Consider the following 11579-nt stretch of genomic DNA (forward strand, 5'->3'; position numbering starts at 1 on the left):
GTTAACTGTCGTTGTCATTAGCCGGTTACGCACGACGGCCCGAACGTCCGTACCGAGGAGGCGATCATGGATAGGCAGATCATGTGGAGTCCGATCAGATGGCCGGGTGCCGAGCACCTGTGGGTGTGCCGCGACAGCACCGGCGTTGTCGCCGACGGCCTGGTTATCGCCGTATTGGACGACGGTTCGCCGGTGCGCGTGTCTTATGAGGTCGTCTGCGACGACGCATGGCGTACCCGGCGGGTGAGCGTCGACGTGCATGGCGGCCCGAGTGTCGCACTGCTCTGCGGGGACGACGGCCGCTGGCGCGAGCCCGGCGGCGGCGAACGCACGGAGCTGGCTGGATGTGTCGATGTCGACATCGCACTGACCCCGTACACCAACACCCTGCCGATCCGCCGCCTCCAGCTCCAACCCGGCGAGTCCGCCGACATCCGCACGGTCTACGTGCGGTTCGAGCCCACCCTGACCGTCACCACGTCCGAGCAGCGCTACACCCGGCTCGACTCGGATGCGGACACCGTCTACGGGTTCCGATCCGGCGCGTTCGAGGCGGAGCTGCCGGTCGACGCCGACGGCGTCGTCATCGATTACCCCGGCCTCTGGAACCGCAGCTATCCGGCGTCATCGGCGATCGGCGCGTAGTCGTTGACCAGCCGGCGCGGCCCTGGGCCGTGCCGGCCCAGCTTGTCCCCGGGGTTGATCAGCGCACACTGATCGAAGGAGAGGCAGCCGCAACCGATGCAGTCGGTGAACAGATCGCGCATCCGCTCCAGCCGCTTGATCCGCGTGTTCAGCATGTCCTTCCAACACGCCGACGCACGCTCCCAGAATTCCTGAGTGGGCTCCGCATCATCGGGCAGGAACCCGAGCACCGCGCCGATATCCGACAGCGGGATACCGACGCTCTGTGAGGCGCGGATGAACGCGACCTGACGCAGCGTCGCCCGCGGGTACCGGCGCTGGTTCCCGGAGGTGCGGTGGCTGCGGAGCAGGCCCTGCCGCTCATAGAACCGCAGCGCGGATGCGGGCACACCGCTGCGCTCGGACAGCTCACCGATGGTCAACACGTCCGCGTCCGGAGCGAGGGATGCCATGCCCACACCATGGCGACCTCACGCAGCCGGACGCCCTCGATGCCGCGCTCGACGGCGTCGACGCGGTCTTCCTGCTCTGGCCCCTCTTCACCACCGAGGCCGCGCCCGCTGCCGTCGGGGCGATCGCCCGGCACGCTCGACGCGTGGTCTACCTGTCCGCCATGTCCGGGAACGGCGACGAGCGACCCGACGGCTTCTGGGGCGAGATCGAGGAACTGATCGAGCGGTCGGGAGTGGAGTGGACCTTCCTCCGGGGCGGGGGTTTCGCCACCAACCTGCTCGGTTGGGCGGACCAGATCCGGACCGACGGCGTCGTGCGATGGCCATACGGTGGGGCCGGGCGCTCGCTCATCCATGAGGCGGATATCGCCGACGTCGCCGTCCGAGCGTTGCTCGACGACGGCCACACCGGGCGGACGTACTCGCTGACCGGTCCTGAGGTGGTCACGCAGGCGGAGCAGGTGCGAATCATCGGGGAAGCGATCGGCCGCGAGGTCCGATGGGAGGAGCTGCCTCCCGACGGCGCGCGGAAGCAGCTGCTCGCCGAGTGGGGCGACGAGGGCTACGTCGACACGGCGTTGCGCGCGTGGGCCGACATGGTCGACAACCCGGAGCCGGTCACCGACACAGTCGAGCAGGTCACCGGCCGACCGGCGCGGACCTTTCGGCAGTGGGCAATCGATCACGCCGACGACTTCCGAGGGCAGGCGGATTAGCCTTCGTGCTCCGGCGCGCCGCCGAAGCCAGCGCGGGCCGCGATCGTCGGGCCGATGACCGTCGTGCCGGGCCCCACCTTCCCACCGGGTCCCGGCAGGTGGTCGGTGTTGTCCACGGTCAGGGGCTCACCGCAGTGTCCGCATGCGGCCTGCATGCCGACGTCTCGCCCACAACCGCGGTGGTGAATACGGACCGGCTCGCGGCCCGGTTCCGCGTACCAGCGGTCGCCCCAGCTCATCAGGGCGAGCAGGATCGGATACAGGTCCTTTCCCTTCTCGGTGAGCCGGTAATCCTCCCGTGGCGGATGTTCCTGGTACCGGCCACGGACGAGCACACCCTCGTCGACCAGGCGAGACAGGCGGGCCGCGAGCACCTTGCGAGAGAGCCCCAGATCGCGGGCGATCGCGTCGAACCGCGTGACGCCCGCGACGACGTCGCGGAGGATCAGCAGCGTCCATCCGTCACCGAGCAGATCGACCGAGCGAGCGATGGAACAGGCCATATCGGCCAGCGGAGTCCTGATCACACCGGAAGGGTACGACAAGTTCCCCCAGGGAACCATGCATGATAGGTTCCCTGAAGGAACTCACCAGATCAGCCGAGGTGATCACCAGCATGCCCAGTCTGCGTATCGAGCTCGACTCGGACGCCCCGGAGGCGATCGACGGCCGGCACATCCGTGCGGTCGCGTTCCAAGACGTGCGTCTGGAGTACGTCAGACGCACGCTCGATCGACTCGGCCGCCCCGACCCGCAGCGCGCTCTGGTGGTCGGCAGTGGGCGCGGACTGCTCGCCCGCGGGCTCGCGGCGATGGGCCACCAGGTCACCGCCGTCGACCCCTCCCCCGCGGCGACGGAGATCGCTGCCGCGGACGCGCAGAGTGAAGATGTGGAGGTGGACCATCGCACCGCACCCGCCGAGGACCTCCGGCTCGGCGGCCAGACCTTCGACCTCGCCTTCTATGCCGACACCTTCGAGGTCACATCCGAGCTGGACGCGGTCGTCGCCCAGGCTTCTCGCGCACTGCGCACCGGCGGCCTACTCATCTACGACACCGTGAACCGAACCATCCCAGCGAGGCTGACCTACCTCGCCGCATTTCAGACATTGCCGATGACTCGCATCATGCCGGCCGGCCGCTACGCCGCCGACCGCCTGCGCACTCCGGAAGAGATGGAGGAAGTGCTGGCACGGCACGGGCTGGGCGGTCATGAGATCTGTCCGTTCACGCCGGCGAGCGCGCGCGGATTGGCGTCGTCGGTGCTCCGCCGGCGCCAGGGGCGGATCACCGACGACGAGATCCCTCCCCTTGTCGACTTCTCGCTGACTCCGGGCAAGAGTCCCGTGGTGACCTATTTCGGACACGCCGTCAAGAACTGAGCACACGCGGCCGATCCCCGCCGACGCGCCGCCGATCGCCTACTCGCCGCCTCGCGTCCGCCCTGGATGCCCCGTACGCGACATCCAGGGCCGCGCACATGGCCCGGCGTCGTCGCGTGCAGTAAAGGTATATTTGCGACATTCTTGACACATGCCGCAGGAATGCACGAATACGGGGATGGCATATGACCGAGTCGACCGGCACCCGCATGTGGAACGGTGCCGAACTCCCGGCACGAGGCACCTTCACGATCGATCCGCAGCACACGACGGTGGGCTTCGTCGCGCGCCACTTGATGGTGACGCAGGTGCGCGGCAGGTTCGACGATGTCGAGGGCACGATCGAGATCGGTGACGACCCGCTGGCCACCCGGGCCACCGCGCGGATCGCCACGGCCAGCATCACCACCGGGACGGCAGATCGCGACGCTCATCTGCGCAGCCCTGACTTCCTCGACGTGGACACGTTCCCGACCATCACCTACACGTCGAGGCAGATCGTCGGCGGCGATCCGGACGCCAAATGGGACATGGTCAACGGACGCGTCGTGCGACGCCGGCGCGGTGCGGGACGGCTCGTCGTCGTGGGTGATCTGACCATCCGGAAGATCACGCACCCGGTCACGCTGCACGTGGCGATCGACGGCGTCACCGGCGACCCGTGGGGCGGCGAACGTCTTGCGCTCACCGCGGTCGGCGAGATCGACCGGGAAGCGTACGACATGACCTGGAACGTCGCACTCGAGGCCGGGGGCTGGCTGGTGTCTCAGTCGATCCGGATCGAGATCCGGGCGCAAGCGCTGCGCACCCGCTGACCCACCTTTTCACGTGCACCGTTCCGGTCACGTGCACCGTCCCTCTCCGCACCACACGCTCCCGCACCAGATCGCGTCGGCGGGACGGGAATAGGGCGCGCACGCTAATTCGTTGGCCGAACAGAAGATCTACCACCCAGATCAGTTCGACCAGAGAGGCGACCGATGACCGACACCAAGAGCTTCAACGAGCAGATCATAGAGGAGTTCCGGGCGAATGACGGGAAGGTGGGTGGCCAGTTCGAAGGCGCTCCGATGCTGCTTCTCACCGTTACCGGAGCGAAGACGGGGCGCCGCCTGACGTCGCCGTTGGTCTACACTCGGGACGGCGACCGGTTCGTCATCATCGCCTCGAACGGCGGCGCCGATAAGAACCCCAACTGGTACACCAACCTCCTCGCCGACCCGGCGGTCACGGTCGAGGTCGGCGCCGAGACGTTCGAGGCGAAGGCGACCGCACATGCGGAGGGCCCCGAACGTGACCGGCTGTTCGCGTCCCAGGCGGACCAGATCCCCGGATTCTGGGAGTACACCAAGAAGACCGACCGCGTGATCCCGGTGGTCACCCTCGAGCGCACCAGCTGATCCTTCCCTCCGCGCGTTCCGCGGACCGTAGCCCGTGGCGCGCGGTCCGCGGACCGCGCGGCCGTCATACGGCCGTCCGGCCCCGGAAGCGGGCCACACATCGGCGCACACCTGGGCAAACGGACAAGTTACCGGTTACGTGGTACTCGCCTGTACCATATGCGAGGACGATCGTCCATAGGCCGAACGGCTCGCCGCCATCGACCACGAGGCCAGGATGATCGTGAACGGGCAACGCGAGCACGGGGGATTGCATGGCGGAGCCGTTAGGCGTACGCAACTGGAACGGCGTGGAGCTCCCAGAACCGGGAGCCTTCACGGTCGACGCACAACACACCACGGTCGGCTTCGTGGCGCGGCACCTGATGGTCACTCAGGTGCGGGGCCGGTTCGAGGCCGTCCAGGGAAGTGTCCACATCACGGATGATCCGCTCGACTCGTGGGCGACCGCGGAGATCGGCACCGCGAGCATCACCACCGGCACCGCAGACCGGGACACCCACCTGCGCAGTCCGGACTTTCTCGACGTGGATGCCTTCCCCACCATCAGCTTCGTCTCTCGTCAGGTCACCGGCGGCAACCCGGCGGCCAAATGGGCGATCGTCAACGGCACCATGGTCCGGCGGCGCCGCGGCGCGGGCTGGTTCACGGTGATCGGCGATCTCACCATCAAGGGGATCACGCACCCGATCGAACTGCAGGTCAACATCGACGGCGTCACGAGAGATCCGTGGGGCGGCGAGCGGCTCGCCCTGAGCGCGTCGGGCGAGATCGATCGGGAGCAGTATGGGATGACGTGGAACGTCGCACTCGAGGCAGGTGGCTGGCTCGTGTCCCAGAAGATCGAACTCGAGATCCGCGCGCAAGCCGTCCGGGAGGTCTGAGGAACGCGGTCGCCCGCCGGAGCCGCTCGCGCTCGTGCGACTCCGCCGCGTTCGCCATGCCGAGCAGCCCGCCGTCGGCCCGCCCCACACGGGAGCCCGGTCGCGTGGCGACGTCCGGTCCCTGCTCCTTCGGGACGATATAGACGAAGCCGCGTCCCGGCCGCTCGCGCAGGATGACACGTGCCCGCAGCCGACCCCGCCTGGCCAGGACGAGGCCGATCACAGCAGCACCGAGCAGCGGACCCACGCCGCAGGCCGCCATCGCCACCTGTGGACCGAACGCCGAGGCTACCTTGCCGATCATGACGCCGGAGAATGCCTGCGCACCGAGCAGGACCACGATGTACAACGCCATGATCCGACCGCGCAGGTTCGGTGCGGTGGTCGACTGCACCAAGGCATTGCTCGACGTGAGATACATCAGGTTGGCCATCCCGATGGCGATCAGGACGGCGGCGAACGGCAGCGGGTGACCCAGCGTGGCGGCGGTCACCTCCAGCGCTCCGATCGCCGCGGCACCCCAGACGAGCTGGCGGAGCCGGGCGTGCCGCTGGCTGGTCAGCAACGACCCGATGATCGCACCGATCGCCACCATGGCGCTCAACAACCCGTACCCGCCGGCGCCCGAGTGGAAGACGTCGTCCGCATAGGCCGTCAGCACAGTGGCGAGGTTGACACCGCTGATGGCGACGAAGCCGACGAGCACGGTCGGCCAGAGCAGCCGGGGTTGGCTGCGCACCGACGCCAGGCCTTCGCGGAGCTGTCCACGGGCGCGCCGCACGACCGCTGGCGCTTTGAGTTCGGCGGGCCGCATCATGACCAGCAGCACCACCGCCGCCGCGCAGGCCACGGCATTGATGACGAACGAGAGCCCTTCACCGACGGCCTCGATGGACACGGCCGCCAGCATCGGGCCGACCAGGGCGCCGAGCTGGAAGATGGAGGCGTTGACCGAGATGGCCGAACGCAGGTGCTCCATCCCCACCAGCTCCGGGACGAAGGACTGCCGCGCCGGGTTGTCGACGACGACGGTCAGCCCCAGCATGGCCGCCATCATCAGCACGTGCCACGGCTGCACCACGCCGGTGAGCGTCAGCACCCCGAGGGTGAGCGCCACCAGGCCCATCACCGACTGGGTGATCATCAGGATGCGTCGCTTGTCGTACCGGTCGGCGATGATCCCGCCGAAGAGGCCGAAGGCCAGGATCGGCAGGAACTGCAGAGCGACGGTGAGGCCCACCATCGCGACGTCTCCGGTGAGCGTCAGCATCAACCAGTCCTGGGAGATGCGCTGCATCCAGCCGCAGCTGTTGGTCATCACCTGAGAGATGACGTAGAGCCGGTAGTTGCGGACCCGGAATGCGACGAGGGTGGCGCGGAATGAGGATCGTGGTCGTTTCTCAGCAGGGCAGGGTTCGGCATCAGCCGTGGTCACAGCGGTTCCTGACGGGGTCGAGACGGATACGTCGTCTTCTACACTAGGCCCACAGTTGAGATTCATTCGGACTATTGCTGCTATAAATGTCATTGAGCTTTCGAATAAGCGCCATACCGCCGCTGAAGATGTGACGGAGGACACCCGTGTTCGACCCGCTCCACCTACGCACCTTCCTGGCGGTCGCGGAGACGCTGAGTTTCACCGGTGCCGCCGCCCGGCTCGGCATCAGCCAGCCGACCGTCAGCCAACACATCCGGCGGCTGGAAGAGAGCGCCGGACGACAGCTGCTGAGCCGGGACACCCGCACGGTCACGCTCACCGACAACGGTCAGGCGATGGCCGGTTTCGCGCGCAGCATCCTGGCCGCCCACGACGAGGCCATCAGTTACTTCACCGGCTCCGCCATGCAGGGCCGGCTCCGTTTCGGGGCCGCCGACGACCTCGCCATCGCCCAGCTGCCCCGCGTCCTCCGGGATTTTCGCCAGCTGCATCCGCGGCTGAACCTGGAGCTCACCGTCACCCAGACCGCAGCCCTGCAACGCCGGCTGGCGGCGAACCAGCTCGACCTCATCTTCATCAAAGAACCGCCGGGACAGACCGAGGGACGCCTGGTCCGCCGCGACCGGCTGGTATGGATCGGGCTACCCGGCACGCAGCTCTCGCCGGACGAGCCGATCCCGCTGATCACGTATGCGACGCAGAGCCTCAGCCGGGCGACCGCCGTGCGCGTGCTCTCCGACGCCGGCCGCAGCTGGCGGGTGACCTGCAAGACCCTGGAGGTGAACGGCGTGTTGGCGGCGGTGCGGGCCGGTATCGGCATCGCCGTCTTCCCGTCCAGCCTGATCCCCGCCGACGTCGAGGCGCTGCCCGCGTCCCTGGGGCTACCGGAGCTCGGCGATATCGACATCACCCTCGTGGCCAATCCGCGTTCGCCCCGCAAGCCGGTCGAGGCGCTCACCGATGCGATCGTCGGCCGGCGTATCAGGGCCCACCCGAGCCCGGCGGCGGGCTCGCCCGCCGCCGCGGCGGCCGGCTAGCCCGCCGCCGCGGCGGCGCATGATGATCATGCGCCGGTTGTGGCCCCTATGCGGGCCACAACCGGATCATGATCAAGGTCAGCCGGAGGTATCGTCGCTCCGCGTCGGATCAGTGGGCAGCACAGCAACCGTCGGTGCACCCGTCCGCACAATCCGGGTCGAGCTCCGCGTCCGGGTCCGTGAGCAAAGCGCCGGCACCCGCCGCGCACGCGTCACCTCGCCACGCTTCGATCCCCTCGCGGACGGCGAACCCGGCGATCGCCAGCGCCGCGATCGGGTCCGCCCACCACCAGTCGAGGGTGGAGTTCAACACCAGCCCGGCGAGCAGCACCGCGGAGAGGTAGGAGCAGATCAGCGTCTGCTTGGAGTCGGCGATGACGCTGGCCGACCCCAGCTGGCGACCGGTGCGCCGTTCCAACCAGGACAGCAGCGGCATCACCAGCAGGCTCACCGCGGCGAGCACGATCCCGACGGTGCTGTGTTCCGGCTCCGCCGCGCCGAAGAAGGTGCGGGTCGCGTCGAACGTCACGTATGCCGCCAGCGCGAAGAAGGAGAACGCCACGATCCGCAACGCCGTCCGTTCCCGTGTTTCGTGATCTCGCGCCGCGAACTGCCACGCGATCGCCGCGGCGGAGATCACCTCCACGGTCGAGTCGAGGCCGAAGCCCACCAGCGCCGCCGACGACGCGGCCGTCCCGGCGGCGATCGCGATCACCGCCTCGATGACGTTGTAGGTGATGGTGGCCGCCACGATCAGCCGCACCCGGCGACGCAGCACGCCCGCGCGTCCGTCCGCGGTCGACGCGACCGTCGTCATGGCGCGGCCACCTCGTCGGCCACGGCCCTGTTCGCTGCGCCCGGGGCGCCGCCGGCCAGGCACTCGTCGTCGAGCGACGTCACGTCGTCGACCGGTGTCTCGGAGCGAGGCAGAGTCTCCGCGCCAGGCAGGGTCTCGTCGTCGACGCACGGCTCACCGGTATCGACCGCGAGCACCATTTCGAGCAGGTCCTTGATCGCATGCGCCAGATGCCTGTCGGCGATCTCATATCGCATCTGCCTGCCCTGCGGAGTCCCGACGATCAACCCGCACCCACGCAGGCAGGTCAGGTGGTTCGATACGTTGCTCCTGGTCAGTTCCAGCTCCGCGGCCAGCCGCCCGGGGTATGCCGGGCCGTCGAGCAGAGCCAGCAGAATGCGGCATCGGGTAGGGTCGGCCAACGCCCGCCCGAGCCGGTTCATGGCGTCGAGACGCGAAGCAATGGTCAGCATGCACTGAACTATACAGCCTCCAATGTACTGACAACACCCTGCCCGTTCGGACGCCGACACGTTCGGCCGTCGGCGCGGAGTCGCCCGACACACATTCCTCTCAGACGTTTCTTAAATGCATCCAGCACACTTCTCACGTGCGGGTGCTTGTGGTCGACGACGAGCCGGCGCTGCTGGAGTCGCTGGCGCGCTCGCTGCGTTTCGAGGGCTACCAGGTCATTACCGCCCGAGACGGTACCGAGGCGCTCGCGAAACTTGCCGACGCACGTCCGGACGCGCTGGTGCTGGATCTCATGCTGCCGCGGATGAACGGTCTGGACGTATGCCGCCGGATCCGGATGCGCGGCGATCGCACACCGGTTCTCATGCTCACCGCCCGGGACGCGGTGCGAGACCGGGTGCGTGGCCTCGACGTCGGCGCCGACGACTACCTCGTCAAGCCGTTCGCGCATGAAGAGTTGCTGGCCCGGCTCCGGGCCATACTCCGCCGGGTAGGTGGAGCCGAGGAGGACGACGCGCCGCTGACGGTCGGCGATCTCCGGCTGGATCCACGAAGCTGGCAGGCGACGCGCGGGGATCGCCGGCTCGTGCTGACTCGCACCGAGTTCGGGCTGCTGGAGCTGCTCATGCGGCACCCGAAACAGGTTCTCACCCGGGGCCAGTTGTACGAGGGTGTCTGGGGTGCCGACCTCGCCGGTTCGACGAACTCGCTGGACGTGTACATCGGGTACGTGCGCAAGAAGCTGGAGGCCGGTGGTGAGCCGCGCATGCTGCACACGGTCCGCGGCGTCGGGTACATGCTCCGTGCCGCCGACACGGACGAGCCCGAACCATGACGCTACGAGCCCGCCTCGCCCTGCTGAGTTCGACGGCCGTCGCGCTCGCCGTTCTGGGCGCCTCGGTGGCCACCTGGTTCCTCATCCGGGACACGTTGCTGGACGACGTCGACCAGCGACTGCTCAACAGCGCCCCGCCGGGCGACCGCGTGCTGCGGCTGGATCCGGAGGAGACCGAGGGGTCCGGCGCCTCCAGCGCCCTTCGGATGCTGCAGGGTGATCCGATCGGGCTCCAACAGGTCGATGCCGACGGGAACCCCGTGCTGTCCATCCCGCCCGGTGACGTACCGATCGACCTGCGCCCGGACGAGCTGGAGCTGCTCGGCGGCGGCGCCACGGAACCGATCCTGCGCACGGAGACGATCGGCGACACCACCTACCGGATCGTGAGCGTAGCCTACGCCGAGCAGGTCGACACCCCCAGCGAGAACTTCTTCCTCCGTCTGGTCTACCCGCTGGACAACGTGGAGAGCACCATGCAGCGCATGGGGTGGCTCCTCGCAGGGGTCGCGGGCGTCGGCATCGCGGCGGCCGGCGGGCTCGGGTGGCTGATCGTCCGCGCCGGAATGCGCCCGGTGAATGCACTCACCGAAGCGGCCGAGCAGGTCGCCCGCACCAAGGACCTGGCGCACCGGATCGAGACGGGCGGACACCGGCGAGACGAGGTCACCCGGCTCGCCCAGGCGGTCAACACCATGCTCGCGGCGCTGGACGACGCGCGCACCGAACAACGGCACCTGGTCGAGAACGCCGGACACGAGTTGCGCACACCGCTGACGACGCTGCGCAACGACATCGGCATGCTCGTCCGCTCCGCCCGGCACCCGGACCGTCGCCTCAGCACGATGGACCGCGAGGATCTGCTGAGCAACCTGGACTCCGAAGTGGCTGCGCTGTCCGAGCTGGTGACCGAGCTGGTCGATCTCGCCCGGCGGGAGATCGAACCGGAGCCGATGTTGGAGACCGATCTCCGTGCCCTGGTGGACCGTGCGGTGGCGCGGACCCGGCGAGTCCAGCCAGAGACCACGATCGAGGTCCGGGGCGAGAGCTTCGAGGCGACGGTCCGGCCCGCCGTGCTGGAGCGTGCGATCGCCAACCTCGTCCGCAACGCCGTCCAGGTCAGCGACGGCGACGGCCCGGTCGAGGTGGAGCTCTGCGAGAGCCGCGAGGGTTGGCTGAGCGTCCGGGTACTCGACCGCGGACCCGGCATCAGCGACGACGACCTGCCGCACCTGTTCGAGCGGTTCTACCGCGGCGAGGGAGCGCGGGAACGGCACGGCTCCGGCCTGGGCCTGGCGATCGTCGCCCAAGCCGCGGAGCAGCACGGCGGGAGCGTGCACGCCGCCAACCGCGCCGACGGCGGCGCCATATTCACCCTCCACATCCCACCGCCATGCCTAAATGATCATGTGAAGTAGGTTTTCTCGTGCTCCAAGAGGTCTGCAGACATGGTGGAGCACGAGAAAACCTACTTCACATGATCATTTAGGACCGGGGGCGTAGGGCAGTTCTCAGCAAGCT

12 protein-coding genes and 2 pseudogenes are annotated in these 11579 nt (G+C 68.4%); 9 read left to right on the forward strand and 5 right to left on the reverse strand.

Going from position 1 to position 11579, the window contains the following annotated elements; translation table 11 throughout:
* Positions 1-66 precede the first annotated feature (66 nt).
* A complete protein-coding gene (locus G1H10_RS25520; RefSeq protein ID WP_163743270.1) occupies positions 67-645 on the forward strand; it encodes a putative glycolipid-binding domain-containing protein in 579 nt (192 codons plus the stop codon).
* Here G1H10_RS25520 and soxR read toward each other — a convergent pair.
* Positions 615-1097, reverse strand: a complete 483-nt coding sequence (gene soxR / locus G1H10_RS25525; protein ID WP_163743272.1) for a redox-sensitive transcriptional activator SoxR — start codon at positions 1095-1097, stop codon at positions 615-617. The genes G1H10_RS25520 and soxR overlap by 31 nt on opposite strands.
* Here soxR and G1H10_RS25530 point away from each other — a divergent pair.
* Complete coding sequence (locus G1H10_RS25530) at positions 1025-1813, forward strand: NAD(P)H-binding protein (RefSeq protein WP_163743274.1); 789 nt, start codon at positions 1025-1027, stop codon at positions 1811-1813. The genes soxR and G1H10_RS25530 overlap by 73 nt on opposite strands.
* Here the strand turns inward: G1H10_RS25530 and G1H10_RS25535 are convergent.
* Positions 1810-2340 carry a winged helix-turn-helix transcriptional regulator gene (locus G1H10_RS25535; RefSeq protein WP_216853661.1) on the reverse strand — a complete coding sequence of 177 codons (531 nt, stop codon included), beginning with the start codon at positions 2338-2340 and terminating at the stop codon, positions 1810-1812. The two genes, G1H10_RS25530 and G1H10_RS25535, sit on opposite strands and share 4 nt — an antisense overlap.
* A gap of 38 nt (positions 2341-2378) precedes the next feature.
* On the opposite strand from G1H10_RS25535, the gene G1H10_RS25540 reads away from it, so the two are divergent.
* The 4 genes from G1H10_RS25540 to G1H10_RS33395 all read left to right on the forward strand — a co-directional run bounded on the left by G1H10_RS25540 (position 2379) and on the right by G1H10_RS33395 (position 5478).
* Positions 2379-3194, forward strand: a complete 816-nt coding sequence (locus G1H10_RS25540; RefSeq protein ID WP_216853662.1) for a class I SAM-dependent methyltransferase — start codon at positions 2379-2381, stop codon at positions 3192-3194.
* Positions 3195-3379: 185 nt separating this feature from the next.
* The gene (locus G1H10_RS25545; RefSeq protein WP_163743276.1) at positions 3380-4009 is read left to right on the forward strand and encodes a YceI family protein; all 630 of its coding nucleotides are present in this window, start codon (positions 3380-3382) and stop codon (positions 4007-4009) included.
* A 165-nt stretch (positions 4010-4174) separates the two neighbouring features.
* Positions 4175-4594: a nitroreductase family deazaflavin-dependent oxidoreductase gene (locus G1H10_RS25550; protein WP_163743277.1), complete on the forward strand. Its 420-nt coding sequence runs from the start codon at positions 4175-4177 to the stop codon at positions 4592-4594.
* A 254-nt stretch (positions 4595-4848) separates the two neighbouring features.
* A complete protein-coding gene (locus tag G1H10_RS33395) occupies positions 4849-5478 on the forward strand; it encodes a YceI family protein (RefSeq protein ID WP_163743279.1) in 630 nt (209 codons plus the stop codon).
* A gap of 229 nt (positions 5479-5707) precedes the next feature.
* On the opposite strand, the pseudogene G1H10_RS33400 reads toward G1H10_RS33395, so the two are convergent.
* Positions 5708-7006, reverse strand: a pseudogene (locus tag G1H10_RS33400) (MFS transporter); the annotation flags it as partial.
* A gap of 53 nt (positions 7007-7059) precedes the next feature.
* Here G1H10_RS33400 and G1H10_RS25565 point away from each other — a divergent pair.
* Positions 7060-7953: a LysR substrate-binding domain-containing protein gene (locus tag G1H10_RS25565; RefSeq protein ID WP_163743280.1), complete on the forward strand. Its 894-nt coding sequence runs from the start codon at positions 7060-7062 to the stop codon at positions 7951-7953.
* A gap of 109 nt (positions 7954-8062) precedes the next feature.
* Here G1H10_RS25565 and G1H10_RS25570 read toward each other — a convergent pair whose 3' ends face one another.
* Together G1H10_RS25570 and cmtR are read right to left on the reverse strand one after the other, a co-directional pair.
* Positions 8063-8770 (reverse strand): cation efflux transmembrane domain-containing protein, encoded by a 708-nt coding sequence (locus G1H10_RS25570; RefSeq protein WP_163743282.1) that lies wholly within the window; start codon positions 8768-8770, stop codon positions 8063-8065.
* 113 nt (positions 8771-8883) lie between these two features.
* Positions 8884-9222 (reverse strand): annotated as a pseudogene (cmtR, locus tag G1H10_RS25575) (Cd(II)/Pb(II)-sensing metalloregulatory transcriptional regulator CmtR); the annotation flags it as partial.
* Between the two features lie 137 nt (positions 9223-9359).
* On the opposite strand from cmtR, the gene G1H10_RS25580 reads away from it, so the two are divergent.
* Together G1H10_RS25580 and G1H10_RS25585 are read left to right on the forward strand one after the other, a co-directional pair.
* Positions 9360-10058: a response regulator transcription factor gene (locus tag G1H10_RS25580; protein WP_163743286.1), complete on the forward strand. Its 699-nt coding sequence runs from the start codon at positions 9360-9362 to the stop codon at positions 10056-10058.
* Positions 10055-11476 carry a HAMP domain-containing sensor histidine kinase gene (locus G1H10_RS25585; protein ID WP_163743288.1) on the forward strand — a complete coding sequence of 474 codons (1422 nt, stop codon included), beginning with the start codon at positions 10055-10057 and terminating at the stop codon, positions 11474-11476. Before G1H10_RS25580 ends, G1H10_RS25585 begins: the two co-directional genes overlap by 4 nt.
* The last annotated feature ends 103 nt before the right edge of the window (positions 11477-11579 follow it).

Origin of the sequence: Phytoactinopolyspora halotolerans (assembly GCF_010550675.1) — a bacterium.
In the GTDB taxonomy this organism is placed as follows: Bacteria; Actinomycetota; Actinomycetes; order Jiangellales; family Jiangellaceae; genus Phytoactinopolyspora; species Phytoactinopolyspora halotolerans.

Bases quoted from the DNA above. Each gene is read 5' to 3' on its own strand.
- G1H10_RS25520 (WP_163743270.1), top strand. From the start codon at position 67: ATGGATAGGCAGATCATGTGGAGTCCGATCAGATGGCCGGGTGCCGAG.
- G1H10_RS25530 (WP_163743274.1), top strand. From the start codon at position 1,025: ATGCGGGCACACCGCTGCGCTCGGACAGCTCACCGATGGTCAACACGT.
- soxR (WP_163743272.1), bottom strand. From the start codon at position 1,097: ATGGCATCCCTCGCTCCGGACGCGGACGTGTTGACCATCGGTGAGCTG.
- G1H10_RS25540 (WP_216853662.1), top strand. From the start codon at position 2,379: ATGATAGGTTCCCTGAAGGAACTCACCAGATCAGCCGAGGTGATCACC.
- G1H10_RS25545 (WP_163743276.1), top strand. From the start codon at position 3,380: ATGACCGAGTCGACCGGCACCCGCATGTGGAACGGTGCCGAACTCCCG.
- G1H10_RS25550 (WP_163743277.1), top strand. From the start codon at position 4,175: ATGACCGACACCAAGAGCTTCAACGAGCAGATCATAGAGGAGTTCCGG.
- G1H10_RS33395 (WP_163743279.1), top strand. From the start codon at position 4,849: ATGGCGGAGCCGTTAGGCGTACGCAACTGGAACGGCGTGGAGCTCCCA.
- G1H10_RS25570 (WP_163743282.1), bottom strand. From the start codon at position 8,770: ATGACGACGGTCGCGTCGACCGCGGACGGACGCGCGGGCGTGCTGCGT.
- G1H10_RS25585 (WP_163743288.1), top strand. From the start codon at position 10,055: ATGACGCTACGAGCCCGCCTCGCCCTGCTGAGTTCGACGGCCGTCGCG.